The 21326-nt window shown below is 66.7% G+C and carries 20 protein-coding genes, 1 tRNA gene and 1 pseudogene; 13 read left to right on the forward strand and 9 right to left on the reverse strand.

Going from position 1 to position 21326, the window contains the following annotated elements; all coding sequences use genetic code 11:
• Positions 1-48: 48 nt before the first annotated feature.
• The gene (locus A9D14_RS05795; RefSeq protein WP_066843895.1) at positions 49-1578 is read right to left on the reverse strand and encodes an aldehyde dehydrogenase (NADP(+)); all 1530 of its coding nucleotides are present in this window, start codon (positions 1576-1578) and stop codon (positions 49-51) included.
• 112 nt (positions 1579-1690) lie between these two features.
• Between A9D14_RS05795 and A9D14_RS05800 the strand changes: the two genes are divergently transcribed.
• Complete coding sequence (locus tag A9D14_RS05800; protein ID WP_083987682.1) at positions 1691-2446, forward strand: FadR/GntR family transcriptional regulator; 756 nt, start codon at positions 1691-1693, stop codon at positions 2444-2446.
• Between the two features lie 93 nt (positions 2447-2539).
• Here the strand turns inward: A9D14_RS05800 and A9D14_RS05805 are convergent, their stop codons facing one another.
• Positions 2540-3874, reverse strand: coding sequence for a sugar MFS transporter (locus A9D14_RS05805; protein ID WP_066843897.1), 1335 nt, complete (start codon positions 3872-3874; stop codon positions 2540-2542).
• Between the two features lie 137 nt (positions 3875-4011).
• Between A9D14_RS05805 and A9D14_RS05810 the strand changes: the two genes are divergently transcribed.
• From A9D14_RS05810 to A9D14_RS05820, 3 genes and pseudogenes are all read left to right on the forward strand, one after another.
• Positions 4012-5160: an aldose epimerase family protein gene (locus A9D14_RS05810; RefSeq protein ID WP_066843900.1), complete on the forward strand. Its 1149-nt coding sequence runs from the start codon at positions 4012-4014 to the stop codon at positions 5158-5160.
• A gap of 17 nt (positions 5161-5177) precedes the next feature.
• A complete protein-coding gene (locus A9D14_RS05815; protein WP_066843903.1) occupies positions 5178-6974 on the forward strand; it encodes an IlvD/Edd family dehydratase in 1797 nt (598 codons plus the stop codon).
• A gap of 118 nt (positions 6975-7092) precedes the next feature.
• Positions 7093-7299: pseudogene (locus A9D14_RS05820) on the forward strand (aquaporin); the annotation flags it as partial.
• Positions 7300-7359: 60 nt separating this feature from the next.
• Here the strand turns inward: A9D14_RS05820 and A9D14_RS05825 are convergent.
• The gene (locus A9D14_RS05825; RefSeq protein WP_066843906.1) at positions 7360-8037 is read right to left on the reverse strand and encodes a cytochrome b/b6 domain-containing protein; all 678 of its coding nucleotides are present in this window, start codon (positions 8035-8037) and stop codon (positions 7360-7362) included.
• A gap of 13 nt (positions 8038-8050) precedes the next feature.
• Positions 8051-8569, reverse strand: a complete 519-nt coding sequence (locus tag A9D14_RS19380; RefSeq protein WP_066843909.1) for a c-type cytochrome — start codon at positions 8567-8569, stop codon at positions 8051-8053.
• A gap of 111 nt (positions 8570-8680) precedes the next feature.
• Here A9D14_RS19380 and A9D14_RS05835 point away from each other — a divergent pair, with 111 nt between their 5' ends.
• A complete protein-coding gene (locus A9D14_RS05835; protein WP_232468806.1) occupies positions 8681-9163 on the forward strand; it encodes a c-type cytochrome in 483 nt (160 codons plus the stop codon).
• Between the two features lie 18 nt (positions 9164-9181).
• On the opposite strand, the gene A9D14_RS05840 is transcribed toward A9D14_RS05835, so the two are convergent.
• The 4 genes from A9D14_RS05840 to A9D14_RS05855 all read right to left on the reverse strand — a co-directional run bounded on the left by A9D14_RS05840 (position 9182) and on the right by A9D14_RS05855 (position 12426).
• Positions 9182-9325, reverse strand: coding sequence for a DUF2474 domain-containing protein (locus tag A9D14_RS05840; RefSeq protein WP_415877350.1), 144 nt, complete (start codon positions 9323-9325; stop codon positions 9182-9184).
• Positions 9322-10329 carry a cytochrome d ubiquinol oxidase subunit II gene (gene cydB, locus A9D14_RS05845; RefSeq protein ID WP_066843912.1) on the reverse strand — a complete coding sequence of 336 codons (1008 nt, stop codon included), beginning with the start codon at positions 10327-10329 and terminating at the stop codon, positions 9322-9324. Before cydB ends, A9D14_RS05840 begins: the two co-directional genes overlap by 4 nt.
• Positions 10329-11780 carry a cytochrome ubiquinol oxidase subunit I gene (locus A9D14_RS05850; RefSeq protein WP_066843915.1) on the reverse strand — a complete coding sequence of 484 codons (1452 nt, stop codon included), beginning with the start codon at positions 11778-11780 and terminating at the stop codon, positions 10329-10331. Before A9D14_RS05850 ends, cydB begins: the two co-directional genes overlap by 1 nt.
• 82 nt (positions 11781-11862) lie before the next feature.
• Entirely contained in the window at positions 11863-12426 is a 564-nt protein-coding gene (locus A9D14_RS05855) for an adenine phosphoribosyltransferase (protein ID WP_066843918.1), read from the reverse strand.
• Between the two features lie 178 nt (positions 12427-12604).
• On the opposite strand from A9D14_RS05855, the gene efp reads away from it, so the two are divergent.
• The 4 genes from efp to A9D14_RS05875 all read left to right on the forward strand — a co-directional run bounded on the left by efp (position 12605) and on the right by A9D14_RS05875 (position 16196).
• Positions 12605-13168, forward strand: a complete 564-nt coding sequence (gene efp / locus A9D14_RS05860; RefSeq protein ID WP_066843919.1) for an elongation factor P — start codon at positions 12605-12607, stop codon at positions 13166-13168.
• Between the two features lie 166 nt (positions 13169-13334).
• Positions 13335-14156, forward strand: a complete 822-nt coding sequence (locus tag A9D14_RS05865) for an inositol monophosphatase family protein (RefSeq protein WP_066843930.1) — start codon at positions 13335-13337, stop codon at positions 14154-14156.
• 90 nt (positions 14157-14246) lie between these two features.
• Positions 14247-14330 (forward strand) — tRNA-Leu (locus A9D14_RS05870).
• A gap of 75 nt (positions 14331-14405) precedes the next feature.
• Complete coding sequence (locus tag A9D14_RS05875) at positions 14406-16196, forward strand: SLC13 family permease (RefSeq protein ID WP_066843933.1); 1791 nt, start codon at positions 14406-14408, stop codon at positions 16194-16196.
• A gap of 13 nt (positions 16197-16209) precedes the next feature.
• On the opposite strand, the gene A9D14_RS05880 is transcribed toward A9D14_RS05875, so the two are convergent.
• Complete coding sequence (locus A9D14_RS05880; RefSeq protein WP_066843936.1) at positions 16210-16845, reverse strand: response regulator transcription factor; 636 nt, start codon at positions 16843-16845, stop codon at positions 16210-16212.
• Between the two features lie 159 nt (positions 16846-17004).
• On the opposite strand from A9D14_RS05880, the gene A9D14_RS19385 reads away from it, so the two are divergent.
• The 4 genes from A9D14_RS19385 to prsR all read left to right on the forward strand — a co-directional run bounded on the left by A9D14_RS19385 (position 17005) and on the right by prsR (position 21293).
• On the forward strand, positions 17005-17160 hold the full coding sequence (locus A9D14_RS19385) for a hypothetical protein (protein ID WP_157668153.1): 156 nt from the start codon (positions 17005-17007) through the stop codon (positions 17158-17160).
• Between the two features lie 169 nt (positions 17161-17329).
• A complete protein-coding gene (locus A9D14_RS05885; RefSeq protein WP_066843939.1) occupies positions 17330-17617 on the forward strand; it encodes a hypothetical protein in 288 nt (95 codons plus the stop codon).
• Between the two features lie 164 nt (positions 17618-17781).
• Positions 17782-19914, forward strand: a complete 2133-nt coding sequence (gene prsK, locus A9D14_RS05890) for an XrtA/PEP-CTERM system histidine kinase PrsK (protein WP_066843942.1) — start codon at positions 17782-17784, stop codon at positions 19912-19914.
• A complete protein-coding gene (gene prsR, locus A9D14_RS05895) occupies positions 19914-21293 on the forward strand; it encodes a PEP-CTERM-box response regulator transcription factor (protein WP_066843945.1) in 1380 nt (459 codons plus the stop codon). The genes prsK and prsR overlap by 1 nt, the downstream gene beginning before the upstream one ends.
• The last annotated feature ends 33 nt before the right edge of the window (positions 21294-21326 follow it).

Consider the following 21326-nt stretch of genomic DNA (forward strand, 5'->3'; position numbering starts at 1 on the left):
GCGGCGCGCCCCTTGTTGCCGGGGCGCGCCGCGAGGATGGTGGACTTGTCAGCTGACGGTAAGCTTGCCGTCGACCAGGCGCGGCACGCCGTCACCCTTGGCATCGTCGCGCAGTTCGGGCGGAAGCAGGCCCTGCGCGAAGTTCTGGTAGCTTACCGGACGCAGGAACCGGTCGATGGCAAGGCTGCCGACCGATGTCGTGCGCGGATCGGTGGTCGAGGGGAACGGACCGCCATGCACCATCGCGTGGCAGACCTCGACCCCGGTGGGCCAGCCATTGACCAGGATGCGCCCGACGCGGCGTTCCAGCACGGGAACGAGGCGTCCGGCAGCAGCCTGGTCCGCATCGTCCATGTGCAGCGTCGCGGTGAGCTGGCCTTCGACGGCCTCGAGCACCTGCTTCAGCTCCGCCTCGTCCTTGCAGCGGACGATGACTGACGAGGAACCGAACACCTCGTGCGCGATCTTCGGCTCGGCCAGGAACTTCTCGGCCGAAGTCTGGAACAAGGCGGTGCCGCCGGTGGTGACGCTGCCTTCCTCGCCCTTGGCCAGCATGTCGACGCCGGGCAGGCCCGACAGGACTTCCAGCCCCTTGGCATAGGCGGAAGCGATCCCCTTGGTCAGCATGGTCTGCGGCTTCGATTCCGACACGCCGCCAGTGGCCGCGGTGATGAAATCCTCGATACCGTCGCCCTCGATCGCAAGGACCAGGCCGGGATTGGTGCAGAACTGGCCCGCACCCATCGTCAGCGACCCGACGAAGGCGGTGCCCAGGTCGGAACCGCGTGCCTTCAGCGCATGCGGCAGCAGGATGACGGGATTGATGCTCGACATCTCGGCATAGACCGGGATCGGCACGGGACGTTCCTGTGCCAGCTTGGCCAGCGCCAGGCCGCCCGCGCGCGAGCCGGTGAAGCCGACCGCCATGATGTGCGGATCCTGCACCAGCGCGGCGCCCAGCTCGTTCGAGGGGCCGGACAGGTGCTGGAACACGCCTTCGGGCAGTCCGCTTGCCTTGACCGCCCGGCTGATCGCATCGGCGACAAGCCCGCCGGTGTGGGGGTGCGCGGGGTGGCCCTTGACCACGACCGGGCAGCCCGCCGCCAGCGCCGAGGCGGTGTCGCCGCCCGCGGTCGAGAAGGCGAGCGGGAAGTTCGACGCGCCGAAGATCGCCACCGGACCGACCGGGATCATGCGCAGGCGCAGGTCCGGGCGGGGCAGGGGCTGGCGGTCGGGCATGGCGGGATCGATGCGGATCTGCTCCCACTGGCCCTTGCGCACGACATCGGCGAACATTTTCATCTGGCCGCAGGTGCGACCACGCTCGCCTTCGGCACGGCCCTTGGGCAGGCCGCTTTCGCGGGTGTAGGCTTCGATCAGCTCGTCGCCGATGCCCATGATTTCGTCAGCGATTCGCTCGAGGAACGCGGCGCGCTCCTCGTTGCTGGTCGCGCGATAGGTGTCGAATGCGGCGTCGGCAGCGGCGCAGGCCGCCGCGACATCTTCGGGCCCATGGACGGTGAGGGGGTCGCCATGGGCTTCGCCGGTTTCGGCAACCACGGATCGGAATTCAGTCATTGAGATCTCCCTATTTACTCCGACATATTACGGGCACACGATAAACGCAATCTTTGTCGTTCCTTCCCGTCCGCGGGACTGATAGGCTCGGCGCCGGAAGGGACGGATTATTGTGACAACCGATAACATTGCGAAAGAAGATGACCTTAGAAAGTCATCCAAGGACGTGCGCGGTCCCGGACGGCGCCTTCACGGCGCGATCGCCCACAAGCTGGGGACCGAGATCTTGTCCGGCAAGTACCAACCGGGAGACATTTTGTCCGGAGAGGTCGCTTTTGCCGAGGAACTGAAGGTTTCGCGCAGCGCCTATCGCGAGGCGATCCAGGTCCTGACCGCCAAGGGACTGGTCGCCAGCCGGCCCAAGGCGGGCACCCGCGTCCTTCCGCGCGACCGCTGGAACCTGCTCGACCCCGAAGTGCTGGGCTGGGCCTTTGCGGGCGATCCCGATGTCGATTTCGTCCGCAGCCTGTTCGAACTGCGCGCCATCGTCGAACCCGCCGCCGCGCGGCTTGCGGCCCAGCGGCGCGACAAGGACGATCTGAAGGTGATGAAGACCGCGCTGGCCGACATGCGCCGCCACACGCTGACGACCGACGCGGGGCGCGCGGCGGACCGCGATTTCCACAACGCCATCCTGCAGGCGACGCGCAACGATGCGCTGATGGTGCTGAGCGCCAGCATCGGCGCGGCGGTCAACTGGACCACCCAGTTCAAGCAGCGCGCCCGCGCCTTGCCGCGCAATCCCATTCCCGATCACGCCAAGGTCTATGACGCGATCGCATCGGGCGACGCGGATGCGGCGGCGGCGGCGATGAACGTGCTGGTCGACCTAGCGCTGGACGATACGCGCAGCGCCATGGAGGAATGACCCGGCGCTGAGCAGCCAAGAGAGGAAGCGCGGCCAAAGAAAAAGGGCGGCACCACCGGGTGCCGCCCTTTTCGTTTGCCGGTTCCGCCGGGTTCAGGCGGCTTCCTGCACCACCTCGGGTTCGGGCAGGGCGGCGGTCGGCTTGCTGCCCCACAATGCGTAGAACAGGATGTACAGCTCGCACACCGCGGTCAGCAGGAACGAGAGCTGCAGGCCGTACTGATCGGCCAGCCAGCCCTGGACCACCACCAGCGCACCGCCGGCGATCGCCATGATCAACAGGCCCGACCCTTCCTCGGTCAGCGGGCCCAGGCCCTTGATGCCCAGCGTGAAGATCGTCGGGAACATGATCGAGTGGAACAGGCCCACCAGGATCAGCGACCACATCGCAAGCTCTCCGCTGGCGAACACGGTGACGATCATCACGACGAACGCGCCGACCGAGAACACCGCCAGCACCTTGGCGGCATCGAAGCGCTGCATGATCGCCGAACCGGCGAAGCGGCCCACCATCATGCCCGCCCACAGGAAGGTCAGGTAACGGCCCGCTTCCTCATAGGTCAGGTTGGCGATGTCCGGCTGCGCGACGAAATTGACGAACAGATTGGCGACGCCGATCTCGGCGATCAGATAGATGAAGATAGCGGGCACGCCGAACACCAGGTTGCGGTGCTTCCACAGCGACAGGTGCTTGCGCTCCTCCTTCGTGCCGCGCGCATTGGCGGAACCCATCGCGGGCAGCGGGAAGCGCGCGATGACGATGGCCAGCACGATCAGCACCGCGGCGACCAGGCCATAGGGCAGGATCACCGATTGCGCGTCGGCGATGCGTTCCGCCTCGGTCAGGACGGTGCCCGCCTCGGCCGTGCCGCCGCGCGAGCGGCCCAGGATCAGATAGGCACCGAACAGGGGCGCCAGCATCGTGCCCGCCGAATTCATCGCCTGCACCAGGTTCAGGCGCGAGGACGCGGTTTCCGGCTTGCCGACGACCGCGACATAGGGATTGGCCGCCACCTGCAGCAGGGTGATGCCGCACGCGATGACGAACAGCATGGTCAGCGTCACGCCATAGGACGGCAGGCTGGCCGCCAGCATCATCCCCAGCGAACCTGCGGCCATCACCAGCAGGCCCACGACCAGCGATTTCTTGTACCCGATCCGCTCGATCAGCTTGGCCGATGGGATGGAGGCCACGAAATAGGCGATGAACCACACCGATTCGATCAGCGTGGTCTCGGTATAGTTGAGGTCGAACACGCTGCGCAGATGCGGCAGCAGCGTATTGTTGATGACCGTGATGAAGCCCCACATGAAGAACAGGCTGGCCAGCAAGGTCAGTGCCGGGCCATAGCGCACGACCGTGCCGTCGGGTGCCCTGGGCACTGAACCGGCGGAAGAGGGCCCGGTGGAAGGGGGCTGGGAAGGCATCGGTTTCCTCTCTGTCACTGCGCGGCCTGCTTTGGTGCGAAGCGGCTTGCGCTTGTTCTATTTGTCCGACTATATGCGCCTAATGGCCTCGTCAATGGGGCACGATAACTCCATGCATAATCGGGAGCGTTTTGGGAATGAGGAAACTCTGCAGCATCATGGCCGGATCGGCCATTCTCGCCATCTCCGCCTTCACGGCCCCCCTGGCCCACGCGGCAGAGGCGACGCAGACCAGCTTCGGCACGCTGTCCGACGGGACCGAGGTGACCGAGATCACGCTGACCGGCGATAACGGGGTGTCGGTGTCGATCCTGACGCTGGGCGCCACGCTGCACGAATTCATGGTCCCCGACCGCGACGGCAATGTCGAGGATATCCTGGTCAGCTACGAGGATCTGTCCGACTATGCCGAGGCGCCCAACTATTGGGGTGCGACCATCGGCCGCTATGCCAATCGCATCGCGGGCGGCAAGTTCACGCTGGACGGCAAGACCTATCAGCTGACGCAGAACGACGGCGAGAATTCGCTGCACGGCGGCGGCAATGCCTGGGACGTGCGCAACTGGAAGGTCGAATCGGTCAAGTCCGGCGACACCGCCAGCGTCCGCCTCTCGCTGATGAGCCCTGATGGAGAGGCCGGCTATCCCGGCGCGGTGAACGCGGCGGTCACCTATTTCCTCGACGATGCAGGATCGCTGCGGATCCAGTTCGACGCGGCGACCAACAAGCCCACGATCATCAACATGACCAACCACGCCCTGTTCAACATGGCGGGCGAGGGGGCCGAGGAAGGCGCGATGGGCAATGTGCTGACCGTTCCCGCCAGCCATTACACCCCGGTGAACGAGAACCTGATCCCCACTGGCGAGCTGCGTGCGGTAGAAGGGTCGGTGTTCGACTTCCGCGCGGGCAAGCCGATGCACGACGGGCTGCGCGACGGCACCAACCAGCAGATCGTCTATGGCCGCGGCTTCGACCATAATTTCGCGCTCGACAAGGGCGTTACCGCCCAGCCCGAAATGGCCGCCCGGCTGGCCGACCCGGTCTCGGGCCGCGTGCTGGAAGTGCTGACGACCGAACCGGGGCTGCAGGTCTATACCGGCAACTTCCTCGACGGGACCTATATCGGCAAGAACAGCCACGTCTATCGCATGGGCGACGGCATCGCGCTTGAACCGCAGAAGTTTCCCGATGCGCCCAACCAACCCGAATTCGCCTCAACCCGCGTCGATCCCGGCAAGCCCTACCGGCATGTCATGATCTATCGCGTATCCGTGGACCGCTGAACCGAGATCCCATTGACATGACCGATACCCAGAAACCGAAGCTGCGTTCGCGCGCCTGGTTCGACAATCCCGACAATATCGACATGACGTCGCTCTATCTCGAGCGCTATCTGAACTTTGGCCTCAGCCTGGAAGAGCTGCGCTCGGGCAAGCCAATCATCGGCATCGCGCAGTCGGGCAGCGACCTGTCGCCCTGCAACCGCCACCATCTGGTGCTGGCGGAACGCATCCGCGAAGGCATCCGCGAGGCGGGCGGCATCGCGATCGAGTTTCCGGTCCACCCGATCCAGGAAACCGGCAAGCGGCCCACCGCTGGGCTGGACCGCAACCTGTCCTATCTGGGACTGGTCGAGGCGCTGTACGGCTATCCCATCGACGGCGTGGTGCTGACCACCGGCTGCGACAAGACCACGCCCGCCATGCTGATGGCGGCGGCGACGGTGAACATTCCCGCGATCGCCCTGTCGGTCGGCCCGATGCTGAACGGCTGGCACAAGGGTGAGCGGACCGGTTCGGGCACCATCGTGTGGAAGGGCCGCCAGATGATGGCGGCGGGAGAGCTGGACGACGAGGGCTTCATCAAGCTGGTCGCCAGCTCCGCACCCTCGACCGGCTATTGCAACACCATGGGCACGGCGACCACGATGAACTCGCTGGCCGAGGCGCTGGGCATGATGCTGCCCGGTTCCGCCGCGATCCCGGCGCCCTATCGCGACCGCCAGGAATGCGCCTATCACACCGGCAAGCGCATCGTGGAGATGGTGCACGAGGATCTGAAGCCCTCGGACATCATGACGCTGGAATCGTTCCGCAACGCGATCGTCGTCAATTCCGCCATCGGCGGGTCGACCAACGCGCCGATCCATTTGGCCGCCATCGCCCGCCATATCGGCGTCGACCTGCCGCTCAAGGACTGGCAGACGCACGGCCATCACGTCCCGCTGCTGGTGAACCTGCAGCCCGCGGGCGAATTCCTGGGCGAGGATTACTACCGCGCGGGCGGCGTGCCCGCCGTGGTCGCGCAGCTGATCGCGCAGGGCCTGATCCAGGAAGGCGCGATGACGGTCAACGGCAAGACCATCGGCGACAATTGCCGCGACGCCACGATTGAGGATGACCGCGTGATCAAGCGGTTCGACGACCCGATGGTGAAGGACGCGGGCTTCCTGGTGCTGTCGGGCAATCTGTTCGACGCCGCGATCATGAAGACCAGCGTGATCTCGCCCGAATTCCGCCAGCGCTACCTGTCCGACCCCGACGATCCCGAGGCTTTCGAAGGCCCCGCCGTCGTGTTCGACGGGCCCGAGGATTATCACCATCGCATCGACGATCCGGCGCTGAACATCACGCCCAGGACGCTGCTGTTCATGCGCGGGGCGGGGCCGATCGGCTATCCCGGTTCGGCAGAGGTGGTGAACATGCGCCCGCCCAAATATCTCATCACCGAGGGGATTTCGGCGCTGCCGTGCATCGGCGACGGGCGCCAGTCCGGAACGTCGGGCAGCCCCTCGATCCTGAACGCCAGCCCCGAGGCTGCGGCGATGGGCGGGCTGGCGCTGATCCAGACCGGCGACCGCGTCCGCATCGACCTGCGCAAGGGCACGGTGAACCTGCTGCTTCCGGAAGAGGAAATCGCCGCGCGCCGCGCCGACCTGGAAGCCAAGGGCGGCTATCCCTATCCCGCCTCGCAGACGCCGTGGCAGGAGATGCAGCGCAACTTGGTGGGCCAGATGAACACCGGCGCCATCCTTGAAGGGGCCGAGAAATACCAGCGCATCGCGCAGACGATGGGCCTGCCGCGCGACAACCACTGACGCGCATCGACCTTGATACCGGGAATACAGGGGCGGCATCTGCAAGGATGCCGCCCCCTTCCTTTGGCGGGCCGAACCTTGCAGCTTGGCGGGGTTAACCCCGATTGCCCGGCCCGTCCCGCGTGGCATCGGTCTGGCGCTGGCGCTGATCCACCTCGTCTCGATCCCGGTGACCAATACCTCGGTCAATCCCGCGCGTTCGACGGGCGTGGCCCTGTTCGCCGATACGGCGGCGATCGGCCAGCTATGGCTGTTGTGGGTCGCACCGCTGGTCGGCGCCGCGCTGGGCGCGCTGATCTGGCGCCATGTGCTGAACCCCGGCGAACCGCTGGCGGGCGTGGTGGGCAGGGCGACTGACGCCCCGCCCACCACCGGGGCATCGGGATCAGAACGGCGGCGCGCCGGCCCAGATCCAGCCCGCGAAGGCGAACGCCAGCAGCAGGCAGGCAAGCGCCCGCCACGCCGGAACTGCCGCCATGCCGCGCGCGTCGCCCCCCATCGCGCGCGATCCGGTGATCATCGGGCCGACCAGATTGTCGCGCCTGACCGCCCGATACAGCACGATCGCCAGCACATGCAGCGCGATCAGCGCCACCAGCACCCAGAAGAAGCTCTCGTGCCATTCGGTCAGCGTGTCCGCCGTCATCACGCCGACCAGATCGTTGAGCGGACCGGTCGCCCCGTCATAGGGATCGCCCGCGAACAGCCCCATGCCAAGCTGCAGCACCATCGCGCCCAGCAGCGCGATCACGCTCCACCCGCCGGCGGGATTGTGGCCGACGACCGGCACATGGCTGCCCCGCAGCGACCCGAAATAGCGCAGCACGGCGCCAGGGCCGCGCAGAAACCCGCCGAAACGCGCGGTCGAGCTTCCGACGAAACCCCACAGAATGCGGAACACCACCAGCGCCAGCAGCAGCAGCCCCAGCCTGGTGTGCCAGCCCATCTCGTGGTTTTCCGCCGTCCACCACATCGCGGGGATCAGCAGCACGAAGCCCCAGTGACAGATGCGGACCGGCAGGTCCCACAGCTTCACCCGTCCTATGACATTATCCCGACCCACGGGCCCCGCCCGATCAATCTTCGTCGAGGCGGAACTGGTCGTGGCAATTCTTGCAGGCTCCGCCCAGCTCCTTGACCGCGGCCTGCACCTGCGCGGCATCGCGGCTGTCGGCGGCGGCCAGCATGATCTGGCTGGCCTGGATCATCTGCTCGGTCGCGGCGGAGAAATCCTCCGGCCTTTCCCAGATCGTGTCCAGCGCCTCGGTATCGGCGCCGTCGGCGGGGCCGGTTCCTTCGGGGAAATGGTCGGAGATCAGCACCGCATTGCTGGTGATGATCCGCGCATTGGCCTGGATCGCGTCGAAATCGGGCGAGCTGTTCTCAAGCTCGCCGCGGATTACCTTGAAGGCGTCGCCGATCCCCTCGAAATTCTCGTGCCGGACTTCCAGTATGTCCATGTCGGCGGGCGCGGCGGCCATGCCGCCCTCGCTTTCGGCCACCACCGTATCATCCGCCGTTTCGCCGCAGGCTGACAGCGACAGCGTCAGGGCAAGCGCGGCAAGGGAAGGGGCGGCAATGCGGGCAAGGGCCATGGGCGGGTTCTCCTGTTCGAATGTCTGACACGCAAGTTTTGCACGATTGTTGCGGCTTGCCAATCGTCTCGCGAAACAGCAACAAGCCTGTCCGATCAGAAGGGTCATGGTTTGACGAAGAACACAGCCGTCCGTTTCGCATGGCCGCTCGCGGCGGCGGCGTGGCTTGCCGCCTGCGGTCCGCAAGGGGGCGATCAGGCCGACAGCGGCGACACCGAACTTGCACAGGCCGCGGCGCCCGCGCCCGGAGAAGCGGCGCTTCCGCCCGGCCATCCCGGCATGGCCGCGGATGCGGATGCGGCTGCGCAGCCGGCAGCCCTCGCCAGATGCACGATGTGCCACAGTTTTGCTGAGGGCGAGGGGCTGAAGATCGGTCCCAACCTGCATGGCATCGTCGGACGCACGGCGGGGACGTCGCCGGGCTACAATTACTCGCCCGCGATGCGGGAATCGGGGATCGTCTGGACCGAGCAGACGCTCGACAGCTATCTGGCGGCGCCGGGCGGCATGCTGCCCGGCACGCGCATGCCGATGGGCGAACCCGATCCCGCCAAACGGGCCGAGATCATCGCCTTCCTGAAATCGAACGGATGATGTTCGGCCGCCCGGCGCTCAGGCGATCCACAGCCTGATCAGCCAGCCGACCGCGCCCAGTACCGCGACGCTGGCGGCCCAGATCGCCGCCATCCAGGCCAGCCGCCGCCACAGCGGCCGGTGCTCTGCCCGCATTCCGGGGGGATCGCGGCGCTGGGTCAATGATACCCCTCGTCGCCGACCTTGCCGCGAAACACCCAATAGGCCCAGAATGTATAGGCCAGGATCAGCGGCATGGTGATCGCCACCCCGACCAGCATGAAGATCTGGCTGCGCGCGGGCGCCGCGGCGTCCCAGATGGTGAGGGAAGGGGGCACCACATTGGGCCAGATCGTCAGGCCAAGCCCCACCATGCCCATCGCGAACAGCGAGATGCCCAGCCAGAACGGCAACACCTCGCGCCCGCGCCACAGCGAGCGCCAAAGCCATGCCGCAAGGAAGACCGTGATGATCGGCACCGGCCAGGCGTAATAGATCTCGGGCGCGGACAGCCAGCGGCTTTCGTATTCGGGCCGCAGGAACACGTTATACAGCGACACCGCCCCCATCAGCGCCACGGTGATCCCGCACGCATAGCGCGCCATGCGATAGGCGTGCAGCTGGCACTTGCCCGACGTCTTCCACACCAGCCAGCACGCGCCCAGCAGCGCATAGCCCGCGACCGTGCCCGCCCCCGTCAGCAGCGTGTAGGGCGTCAGCCAGTCGAACCAGCTGCCGGCATAGGATCGGTCCACCACCGTGATGCCCTGCAGCATCGCGCCCAGGGTCATGCCCTGCGACATGGCCGCCACCAGCGACCCGCCGAAGAACGCCCAGTCCCAGAACGGCCGGTGGCGCGGATCGCGCCAGCGAAACTCGAACGCGACGCCGCGGAACACCAGCCCCAGCAGCATGGCGATGATCAGCGGATAGGTCGCGGGCAGCAGCACCGCATAGGCCAGCGGAAAGGCCGCGAACAGCCCGCCGCCGCCCAGCACCAGCCAGGTCTCGTTCCCATCCCACACCGGCGCGATGGCATTCATCGCGCGGTCGCGCTCAACCCCCACCTCGATCGAGGGGAACAATATGCCGATGCCCAGGTCGAACCCGTCCATCACCACATAGGCGAAGACGGCAAAGGCGATGATGAAGGCCCAGATCACGGTCAGGTCGACGGAAACGGCCATCAGTCGCGCTCCTCTTCCATCGGCGGGGTGTCGCTGGTCTCGGCAGGCAGGTCCTGCTGCGCGGGGCCGGGGGTGATGCCTGCGGTGCGGATCGGACCCTGGTCGCCGCGCTGCATCGCGGGTTCATGGCTGTGCGGCGTGGCCGACATCAGGCGCAATATGTACCACACGCCCACGCCGAACACCGCGAAATAGATCAGCACGAATGCCGTCAACGAAGCGCCCAGCGCGGGGGCCGCCAGCGGGCTGGCCGAATCTTCGGTCCGCAGCAGGCCATAGATGGTATAGGGCTGCCGCCCGACCTCGGTCGTGAACCAGCCCGCGATCACCGCGACGAAACCGGCGGGGCCCATCAGTACCGCCGCGCGGTGCAGCCAGCTCCATTCGAACAGGCGGCCCTTGACGCGGGCCAGCAGGCTCCACAGCCCAAGGCCCAGCATCGCGAAGCCCAGCCCGACCATGATGCGAAAGCTCCAGAACACCACTTCGACCGGCGGGCGTTCATCGCGCGGGATCGTATCCAGCCCCGCCAGCGGCGCATCCAGGTCGTGCTTCAGGATCAGCGAGGACAGCTTGGGGATCTCGACCGCGTAATGCACCGTCTCCTCCTCGCTGTCGGGAACCCCGAACAGGATCAGCGGCGCGCCGCCCGGATGGCTTTCGAAATGGCCTTCCATCGCCATGACCTTGGCGGGCTGGTGCTCAAGCGTGTTCAACCCGTGCATGTCGCCCGCGAAGATCTGGATCGGCGCGACCACCACGACCATGCCCATCGCCATCGAGAACATGGTCCGCGCCTGCTTGTTGGTCCTGTCCTTCAGCAGGTGCCACGCGCCCACGCCGCCCACGACCAGCGCGGTCGTCAGATAGGCGGCGATGCCGGTATGGACCAGGCGATAGGGGAAGCTGGGGTTGAAGATGATCTCCAGCCAGCTGTCGCCCGGCAGGAACTGCCCGTTGGCGCCCATCTCGAAACCGGTGGGCGTGTGCATCCAGCTGTTGACCGACAGGATCCAGAACGCGCTGATGAAGGTGCCCAGCGCCACCATCAGCGTCGCGGCGAAATGCAGCTTGCGCCCCACGCGCTCCATCCCGAACAGCATGACGCCCAGGAAGCCGGCTTCCAGGAAGAAGGCGGTCAGCACCTCGTAAGCCATCAGCGGGCCGATCACCGGCCCCGCCCGGTCGGAGAAAACCGACCAGTTGGTGCCAAACTGATAGCTCATCACGATGCCCGACACGACGCCCATGGCAAAGGCGATCGCGAAGATCTTCAGCCAGAACCGGAACAGGTCGAGATAGCGTTCCCGCCCCGTCCACAGCCACATCCCTTCGAGCACGGCGAGATAGCTGGCCAGCCCGATCGAGAACGAGGGGAAGATGAAATGGAAACTGACGGTGAACGCGAATTGCGCCCGCGCAAGTAACAGAGCGTCGAGTCCTTCGAACATGGCCCGTTCCTCTAGACCCCTGCGCCGCGAATCTGAACCTTATTCTGAACACATGCGGTTGCGCTATTTGCAAGCCTGCGGTTCAATCCCCGTCGAACCCGATCAGCGAATGGACCGCGACCCCGGCATCGCGCAGCCGCTGCGCGCCGCCCAGTTCGGGCAGGTCGATGACGAACAGCGCCTGGCGGACATGCGCGCCGCGCCCTTCCAGCAGCTCCACCGCCGCCAGCGCCGTGCCGCCGGTCGCGATCAGGTCGTCGACCAGCACGACGGACGCGCCGGGGCCGCAGGCGTCGTCGTGCATCTCCAGCATGTCGGTGCCGTATTCCAGCGCATATTCGATCGACACGCTGGGGCCGGGCAGCCTGCCGCGCTTCCGCATCATCAGCACGCCCGCTCCCAGCCGGTAGGCAAGGGCCGAGGCGAAGACGAAGCCGCGCGCCTCGATCCCCGCGATCAGTTCGGGCGGATCGCCGCCGTTCGCCCTGGCCAGCGCATCGGCCATACGGTCGATCGTGGCCGCGAACGCCCCGCCGTCCAGCATCAGCGTCGAGATGTCGCGAAAGACGATTCCCGGCTTGGGGTGGTCGGGTATGGTGCGGATCAGCTCTGCCAGGTCGGCATTGGGCGCTTCTTGTATGGTCATGGGTGCAAGCCTAGCCGCCTGCACGTGCAACGACCAGAGCCCGCACGTGCAACGACCAGCCAGCATTGCGCTTGCAGCGACCAGACGCTAAGGGCGCGCTCAATTCTTTCTCATCAATGGAATCGGACGCCTGCGGCCCTTGCGCCGCCAGCGCCCCCTATCGGCAGGTAATCGGCATATGAAGATCAGCGGCGTGGACATCCGTCCCGGCAATATCCTGGAATATGAAGGCGGCATCTGGAAGGTCGCCAAGATCCAGCACACCCAGCCCGGCAAGGGCGGCGCCTACATGCAGGTCGAGATGAAGAACCTGCAGGACGGCCGCAAGACCAACGTCCGCTTCCGCAGCGCCGACACGATCGAGCGCGTGCGCCTCGACACCAAGGATTTCCAGTTCCTCTATGCCGAGGGCGACATGCTCGTGTTCATGGACACCGAGACATACGAACAGATCAACCTGCCCGCCGACCTCCTCGGCGATGCGGCCGCGTTCCTGGAAGACGGCATGCAGGTCACGCTGGAACTGTGGGAGGAAAAGCCCATCTCGGTCCAGCTGCCCGAACAGATCGAGGCCACCATCGTCGAGGCCGACGCCGTGGTGAAGGGCCAGACCGCGTCCTCCAGCTACAAGCCCGCCGTGCTTGAAAACGGCGTGCGCGTGATGGTCCCGCCGCACATCGAAAGCGGCACGCGCATCGTCGTCGACGTGTATGAGCGGACCTACGTTAGCAAAGCCGGCTAAGGCACCGTATTTGAGCCTATGCCGGGCTGCAAACGGCATCCGCCTTGCGCTTCCGGTGCTCACGTACTTTCAGTACGTTGCGCGCCGGTTCTCGGCGGACACCATTTTCGCTCCGGCCTAGGCCCAAATCCGGCAACTTAGACCTTACCAACCAGAGTAAATCGATATGGCAGTTTCCGGTATCATTCGCGTGCTAGAGCGCGCCGCCCGCAAGGCGGGTTCGCGCCTGCGCCGCGATTTCGGCGAGGTTGAGCATCTGCAGGTCAGCCGCAAGGGCCCTGCCGATTTCGTGTCCAAGGCGGACGAGGCGGCAGAGCGCATCCTGTGGGACGAGCTGCGCGCCGCGCGCCCCGACTGGGGCTTCCTTCTGGAAGAAGCGGGCGAGATCAAGGGCGACGAGACCAAGCCGCGCTTCATCATCGACCCGCTCGACGGGACGACCAACTTCCTCCACGGCATGCCGCATTTCGCGATCTCGATCGCGGTGCAGGAACCCAAGCTCGACGGATCGGGCTGGGGCGAGGTGACCGCCGCGCTGGTCTATCAGCCGATCACCGACGAAAGCTTCTGGGCGGAAAAGAGCCGCGGGGCGTGGCTGCACGATGCGCGCCTGCGCGTATCGGCCCGGCGCGACCTGTCCGAATCGCTGATCGCCACCGGCATCCCGTTCGGCGGCCACGGCAATTTCCCCGAATGGCAGAAGATCGCGGGCGCCATCGGTCCGCGCGTCGCGGGCATCCGCCGCTTCGGCTCGGCCGCGCTCGACCTCGCCTGGGTGGCGGCCGGTCGGTACGAGGGCTTCTGGGAATCGGGCCTCAAGCCCTGGGACAGCGCCGCGGGCTGCCTGCTGGTGCGCGAGGCTGGCGGCTTCGTCTCCGACTGGCGCGGGCGTTCGCTGCCGGTGTGCGACCAGACGATCCTGGCGGGCAACGACACGCTGCATTCGCGCCTGCACAAGCTGCTCATCGGCGCTCTCAAGGGAGACTGATCGCTGGCCTGCCTGGTCGCAGGCCCTCTTGCTGGCAGGATGAACTGCGACTAAAGGGCCTGCTCCGGGGTGATGGCGCCGGCGAAATATGCCCCTGTGGCGGAATGGTAGACGCGAACGACTCAAAATCGTTTGTCGCAAGACGTGCCCGTTCGAGTCGGGCCAGGGGCACCATTTCAACTGAAATCCCGTTCATCGGGCAGCAATCTTGCTGGCGCGGCGATCGAACCGCTGTTATCGGGCTGCTTAATGCCCGGTTTTCCAACATATCACGCGCTGGGCGCCATGGTCCTGACCGTGGGCATGTTCATCGCCTTCGCGCGCGGCCGCATCCCGACCGAGATCGTCAGCCTAGCGACCATCGCGCTCATCGCGCTCGGCCTGTTCTTCTTCCCGCTTGATCCGCTGCACCCTACCGACGGGCTGGTGCTGGCGTTTTCGGGCTTTGGCCATCCGGCGCTGATCACGATCTGCGCGCTGATGATCATGGGGCGCGGTCTGGTGGTGACGGGCGCGCTGGAACCGGCGACTCGCTTCCTCGACGGCGTGTGGAAGATCAACACGCAGCTCGGCATGCTGGTGTCGCTGCTGATGGCGATGCTGCTGTCGATGATGGTGAACGACACGCCGGTGCTGGTGCTGCTGCTGCCGATCTTCGTGGCGCTGGCCGAACGCGGCGCGATGGCGGCGTCGAAGACTCTGATCCCGCTGAATGCGGCGGTGCTGATCGGCGGCATGGCGACGACCATCGGCACCTCGACCAACCTGCTGGTCGTCTCCATTGCCGAGGATCTGGGCATGGCGCCGATGCGCGTGTTCGACTTCACGCCCATCGTCGCCATCACGGCGCTGGTGGCGCTGCCCTATCTGTGGTTGGTGATGCCGCGCCTGCTGCCCGACCGCGGCACCGCGAACCTGCGCCAGCACCGCGCCTTTGCCGCGACCTTGCGGGTCGACGACAATTCGGACCTGATCGGCCTGACCCCGCGCGACCTGGAAGACCAGCTGCCCGACAATTTCCGTTTCGAAGGGCCGCTCGACCGCCAGATCACTGCCAATTCGCGCCTGCCCGTCAGCGGCTCACACCGCGCGCTGGATGAAGCGATGCGCCTGTTCAAGGCGCGCGTCGCCCCCGCCTGGGTGATCGAGCGGCTGAACGCCGCCGCCCAGTCGCAGCAGGCCGACGTGGTGGTGGTCGAAATGGCGATCACGCCGGGATCGCGCCTCGTCGGGCTCACCATTCCCTCGTCGGGCGTGGCTGGGCAGTTCGGCGTCGCGGTGCTGGGCATCCACCAGCAGGAACGCAGCCCCGACCGCGGGCGGCACGAATATTCGGAACTCCAGCTCAAGGCAGGCGACGTGCTGCTGGTCATGGGCCCGATTTCCGAGCTTGAGGAATTTGCCGAAACCGACCGCCTGCTCATGCTGGAAGGCGCGAAGGAAGTGCCCCGCCGGTCCAAGGCGGTGCTGGCGGGGGCGATCATGTTCGGATCGGTCGCCACCGCCAGTTTCGGCCTGTGGCCCATCGCCATCGCCGCGCTGGGCGGCTCGATCGCGATGTTCGTCACCGGCTGCGTCAAGTTCGACCGCGTGGGCCGCGCGCTGTCGGCCAATGTCATCGTGCTGGTCGCGGCCAGCATCGCGATCGGGCGGCTGATCCTGGAAAGCGGCGCCGCGGAATGGCTGGGGCTGGTCATGTCGTCGGGGCTGCAGTTCCTGCCGCCCGCGGCCGTGCTGGCGGCGATCATGCTGTTCGTGACGCTGCTGACCAATTTCGCGTCCAACGCCGCGGCGGCCACGGTCGGCACGCCTATCGCCTTCAACATCGCGCAGACGCTGGGCCTGCCGGCGGAGCCGCTGATCCTGGCCGTGCTGTTCGGCTGCAATCTGTGCTACGCGACGCCCATCGCCTATCAGACCAACATGCTGATCATGGACGAGGGCGGGTATGTCTTCAGCGATTACCTGCGCACCGGCGTCCCGCTGGTGGTGCTGATGGCGACCACGCTCTCGGTCCTGCTGGTGATGTTCTACATGTAGGGCGTGCGGGCGTTCACGCCGTGATGGGCGCGATGCCGGGCGCCAGCCGATAGCCGATCGCCGCCTCGCTCAGCAGATAGCGCGGCAGGTCGGGTTCCGGTTCGATCCGGCGGCGCAGATGGCGGATCGCCACGCGCAGATATTGCAGGTCGCTGGCATGCTCGCCCCACAGCGACAGCAGGACGTCATGGGTGACGAAGCGGCCCTTCGCCCCGATCAGCATCGCCATGATGCCCGCTTCGCGCTCCGACAGCTCGTGCTCCGCCCCGTCGATCCTCAGCACCCGGTCGGCCAGGGCTAGATCGCCCGGCAGCGCCGCGCCGGTCTGCAGCAGCCGCAACCGCGCCGCCAGTTCGGCGGGGTCGATCTTGCCGGTAGTCAGGAAATCGAACGCACCCGCGTCCAGCGCCTCTCGCCGCAGCGCGGTCTGCGCGCGCCCGGCCAGCACGATGGCGCGTGCGCCCATTGCATCGGCCTCGGCCAGCGCCGCCGCGAATTCCCCGTGCGAAGCGCTTAGCCACACGGCCCCCTGCGGCATCGCCGCGGGCGCGAGAATCGCCAGCGCCGAGAGCCATTCCGCGCGGTCCTCGGCAGTCAATTTCGCAATCGCGGAACCACTATCGTCAAGATAGGTTGCGCCATCAGGCATCGGAAGCAGATCCGGGCGGTTTGGCGGGCAATATTTCGCCTGTTTTTCGAATAGGGATGTTCATTAGTTTCGTTTTCGTGACGAAGGCTCTGTGTAGTTGACAACCCTGTCAGATATGCAAGTTTCCGTCCATTGGCTCGATTGCAGATGAGGGCGAGCATGAAACAGATTTTCGCGCAGGTGCACGATCACGACGCGCTTCACGACAATGACGATATCGGCGACATCGCCGCATGGCTGGATGGTCTCAAGCATCCAGCCGACGGAGGGTCGCGAGGCTTCCGTCGTACCATCGATTCCCTGATGAACAATTGACGAAAACGGCGGGGGCGATCCCCGCCGTTATTTTTTGGGTCGTTTGTTTCCGCGCCTGTCTTTCCCGAAAAATGCCTCGCTGCGGGACAATGTCCGCGCCCGGCTTGGGACTGGGAACCGCAGGCTTCGTCATGTCGTTTTCCCCGCCATATCGAAGGGGAATTGTACAATGACCGAAGAACGAATTACCCGCGTCGAAACGCCCGAAGGCAATACCCACGTCCGTACCGAGGTGATCCGCGATGCCGAACCGGCCCGTTCGGGCGGCGGAATGGCGACCGCGCTGATCGTGCTGGTCGCGGTCGCCGTGCTGATCGGCGCATTCGTGCTGATGCAGGGCCAGGACGCCGAGATCGCCAAGGACAACGCCGTCGCGGGCGCTGCTGACAGCGTCGGCAATGCCGCCGAATCCATCGGCAATGCCGCCGACCAGGCTGCGGAGAAGATCGCCAACTGATCGCGCCGTGATGCAAGCAAGGGGCGGGAAGGGCAGCAAGCTCCTCCCGCCCTTTTTGCGTCCGCCTTATATACGCGCCGTTTACCATGGCGGCGCTAGGCAAGGTGCATGGCCGCAGCCCTCCATGACCGCTCCCCATCACCCGCCGCTGCGGGGCCTGCCGCATGACCGTGCCCGGCCTGCCGGGCTGGAGCGCCGTCGCGGGCGTCACCGCGGCGCTCGGCGCACTCGCCTGCCTGCTTGCGCCGCTGCTGCTGCGCGACCGGGGCCGCAGCGCGGGCCTGCGCGCGGTGATCGTCGGCGCGCTGGGCGCGGCGGGCATCGTGCTGGTGACCGGCGTCGCGCCCGACATCGACCCGCGCCTCGCCTGGCTGGTCGAGACACCGCGCAACCTGGCCTTCCTCGCGCTGATCGGAGTGCTGCTCTCGGCAGAGGGGCGCCATGCAAGTTTGACCCTGCTGCGCCCGATGCTGTTCGCGCTGACCTTTGCCGAACTGGCTCACCTGCCGCTGATGGTGCTGACCGAATGGTTCCGCTACCCGCAGGCGCTGGCGCTGATCATGGACATGGCCGCGCTGTTCCGCATGATCTTCGCGGTCGGCATGCTGGTGCTGATCCACAATCTCTTCGCGGGCACCGAACCCGAACAAAGGTCCCGCCTGGGCCCTGTCACCACCGCGCTGGTGCTGGGCTGGGGGGTAGAGCTCAATCTCTATGCGCTCACCTATCTGTCGGGCGCGATGCCGCCGGCGATGCTGGCGGTGCGCGGCCTGGCGTGGTGCGCCGTGGCGGTGCTGCTCTACCGCGACGGGCGCGCGCAGCCCGAACGGCGCTTTGCGCCGTCGCGGTCGGTGACGTTCCAGTCGCTCTCGCTGCTGGTGATCGCGTTCTACCTGCTGGGCATATTCGCGCTCGACACCGCGCTGGGCGCGTTCGACATCGACATGGGGGTCGCCAGCCAGTTCTTCGCCATCGTGCTGACCATGCTGATCGCGCTGCTGCTCGCCTCGCGCGGGCTGCGTGCGATGCTGCGCGATGCGATCAGCCGCAACCTGTTTCGCCACCGCTTCGACTACCGCGCCGAATGGCTGCGCTTTGCCCGCATGATGGGCGAGCAGGGTCGCGGCGCACCGCCCGTCGGCATTCGCGCGGTGCAGGCGCTGGCCGAGATCGTCGACAGCCCCGCCGGCCTGCTGCTCTCGCCGGACGAGGACGGCCATCTCGCTCTCGCCGCGCGCTGGCAATGGCCGGATGCCGAGATTCCGGCCAACGCGCTGCCCGCCGACGCCCTGCGCGCCATGGAGGAAGCCGAGGACGTGCTCGCCCTCGACACGCTGCGGGGCGGCGATGCCGCGCCCATCGCGCATTTCGTCCCGGCATGGCTGCTGGACGATGCGCGCGCCTGGCTACTGGTGCCGCTGCTGCTCGACGGGCGCATGGCGGGCGCGGTGGTGCTGGCGCGCCCCGCCTTCGCGCGCAAGCTGGACTGGGAGGATCACGACCTGCTGCGCATCGTCGGCCAGCAGCTGGCGGTGCACCTGTCCGAACAGGCCGCCCAGCGCGCCCTGCTGGACGCCGGCCGGTTCGATGAGTTCAACCGCCGCATGGCCTTCGTCATGCACGACATCAAGAATCTGGCCAGCCAGCTGAACCTGACCGTCAGCAATGCCGAACGGCACATGGAAAACCCCGCCTTCCGCGCCGACATGCTGACGACCCTGCGCAATGCGACGGGCCGGATGGAGGCGCTGCTCGCCCGGCTGTCGCATTATGGCGCCAAAGGGGAAGGGCGGATCGAGCCGATGTGCCCGCACGACCTTGCCCTGCAGATCTTCGGCGCGCTGCCGCACCGGGGCCGCGTCCGCATCGCCCCATCGGGCCGCGTTCCCGTGCTGGCCGATCGCGAGGGGCTGGAACAGGTGCTGCGCCATCTGGTGCAGAACGCGATCGACGCCAGCCCGCCGCAGGGCGAAGTCGCCATAACGATCCGACAAGGGCGCAGCGAGGCCGCGATAGAAATCGCGGACAGCGGCTGCGGCATGTCGGCCCAGTTCATCCGCAGCGAACTCTTCGCCCCCTTCGTCTCCACCAAACCCGACGGCTTCGGCATCGGCGCGTTCGAGGCGCGCGAGATGGTGCGCGCGATGAAAGGCCGCCTCGACGTCGCTTCGCGCGAGGGGGAGGGGACGCGCTTCACCATCCGGCTTCCCTTGGCGGAACCTGCTGCCGAACCCGCTGCCGAACCTGCCGCCGACCCCGCCGCGAATCCCGGCCAGCCAGACAGGAAGGTCGCCTGATGTCCGCCAGATCCGGCGAAGCCGACAAGCCCCGCCTGCTGGTGGTCGAGGATGATCCCGGCCTCGCCACCCAGCTCAAATGGGCGTGGGACGAATTCGACGTGACCTGCGTCGGGGACCGCGAGACCGCCATCGCCGCGCTGCGCCAGCACGAACCCGATGTCGTCACGCTCGACCTGGGCCTGCCGCCCGATCCCGACGGCACCAGGGAGGGGTTCGCCGTGCTCGACGCGATCATGGAGCTGAAGCCCGATACCAAGGTAATCGTCGCCAGCGGTCACGGCGCCGCCGAAAGCGCATTGCGCGCCATCGAACGCGGGGCCTACGATTTCTATCGCAAGCCCGTCAGGATAGAGGAGCTGGCGCTGATCGTGCGCCGCGCGCTCCATCTCGCCGCGCTTGAGGGGGAGAACCGGCGCCTTGCCGCCCGGGTGGGCGAGGATGCGACCCTGCTGGGCAGCATCGTCACCGGCGCGCCCGAAATGATCCGCACCGCCCGCACGGTCGAGCGCATCGCATCCGCCGATGTCTCGGTCCTGCTGATGGGCGCCAGCGGCACCGGCAAGGAATTGCTGGCGCGCGGCCTCCACGCCGCCAGCGCCCGCGCAAGGGCGGGCCTTGTCGCGATCAATTGCGCCGCCATTCCCGAACATCTGCTGGAACAGGAGCTTTTCGGCTATGAGGCGGGCGCGTTCGAGGGCGCGCATTCCGCCCGCGAAGGCCGGATCGAGATGGCGGCGGGGGGCACCTTGTTCCTCGACGAGATGGGCGAGCTGCCTTCCGCCATCCAGGCCCGCCTGCTGCGCTTCATCGAAACCCGCGCGGTCGAACGCATCGGCGCTGCCACCGCGATCCCCGTCGACGCGCGCCTCGTCTGCGCGACCCACCGCGACCTTCCGGCGATGGTCGCCGAGGGTGCGTTTCGCGAAGACCTCTATTTCCGTCTCGCCGAAGTCGTCGTCGCCATCCCCTCGCTGGCCGAGCGCGCGGGCGATGCACCGCTGCTCGCCCGCCACTTCCTCGCGCGCTTCGCGGCAGAGATGAACCCGCAGATCAAGGGTTTCGCGCCCGACGCGCTGGCGGCGATCGACGCCTGGCACTGGCCCGGCAATGTCCGCGAACTGGAAAACCGCGTGAAGCGCGCGGTGATCATGGCCGACGGCAGGCTGGTCGGCGCCCAGGACCTGGACCTTGCCGAATCGGGGGACGAGCTGGCGCTGGCGCTCAACCTCAAGGCCGGGCGCGAACAGGCGGACCGCAAGTTGATTCGCCAGGCGCTGTCACGCAGCGAGGGCAATATTTCGTCGACCGCGCGTATGCTTGGTATCAGCCGTCCGACACTTTATGACCTGATGAAGCAATACGACCTTTCCACTTGACGTCTGTCGGTCCGGTTCTTCCCCTCGTCGAAT

Source organism: Croceicoccus marinus, assembly GCF_001661675.2.
Lineage (GTDB): Bacteria > Pseudomonadota > Alphaproteobacteria > Sphingomonadales > Sphingomonadaceae > Croceicoccus > Croceicoccus marinus.

Excerpts from the sequence above, each read along its gene's own strand:
- A9D14_RS05795 (WP_066843895.1), bottom strand. The coding sequence starts at position 1,578 with ATGACTGAATTCCGATCCGTGGTTGCCGAAACCGGCGAAGCCCATGGC.
- A9D14_RS05805 (WP_066843897.1), bottom strand. The coding sequence starts at position 3,874 with ATGCCTTCCCAGCCCCCTTCCACCGGGCCCTCTTCCGCCGGTTCAGTG.
- A9D14_RS05810 (WP_066843900.1), top strand. The coding sequence starts at position 4,012 with ATGAGGAAACTCTGCAGCATCATGGCCGGATCGGCCATTCTCGCCATC.
- A9D14_RS05815 (WP_066843903.1), top strand. The coding sequence starts at position 5,178 with ATGACCGATACCCAGAAACCGAAGCTGCGTTCGCGCGCCTGGTTCGAC.
- A9D14_RS19380 (WP_066843909.1), bottom strand. The coding sequence starts at position 8,569 with ATGGCCCTTGCCCGCATTGCCGCCCCTTCCCTTGCCGCGCTTGCCCTG.
- cydB (WP_066843912.1), bottom strand. The coding sequence starts at position 10,329 with ATGGCCGTTTCCGTCGACCTGACCGTGATCTGGGCCTTCATCATCGCC.
- A9D14_RS05850 (WP_066843915.1), bottom strand. The coding sequence starts at position 11,780 with ATGTTCGAAGGACTCGACGCTCTGTTACTTGCGCGGGCGCAATTCGCG.
- A9D14_RS05855 (WP_066843918.1), bottom strand. The coding sequence starts at position 12,426 with ATGACCATACAAGAAGCGCCCAATGCCGACCTGGCAGAGCTGATCCGC.
- efp (WP_066843919.1), top strand. The coding sequence starts at position 12,605 with ATGAAGATCAGCGGCGTGGACATCCGTCCCGGCAATATCCTGGAATAT.
- A9D14_RS05865 (WP_066843930.1), top strand. The coding sequence starts at position 13,335 with ATGGCAGTTTCCGGTATCATTCGCGTGCTAGAGCGCGCCGCCCGCAAG.
- A9D14_RS05875 (WP_066843933.1), top strand. The coding sequence starts at position 14,406 with ATGCCCGGTTTTCCAACATATCACGCGCTGGGCGCCATGGTCCTGACC.
- A9D14_RS05880 (WP_066843936.1), bottom strand. The coding sequence starts at position 16,845 with ATGCCTGATGGCGCAACCTATCTTGACGATAGTGGTTCCGCGATTGCG.
- A9D14_RS19385 (WP_157668153.1), top strand. The coding sequence starts at position 17,005 with ATGAAACAGATTTTCGCGCAGGTGCACGATCACGACGCGCTTCACGAC.
- A9D14_RS05885 (WP_066843939.1), top strand. The coding sequence starts at position 17,330 with ATGACCGAAGAACGAATTACCCGCGTCGAAACGCCCGAAGGCAATACC.
- prsK (WP_066843942.1), top strand. The coding sequence starts at position 17,782 with ATGACCGTGCCCGGCCTGCCGGGCTGGAGCGCCGTCGCGGGCGTCACC.
- prsR (WP_066843945.1), top strand. The coding sequence starts at position 19,914 with ATGTCCGCCAGATCCGGCGAAGCCGACAAGCCCCGCCTGCTGGTGGTC.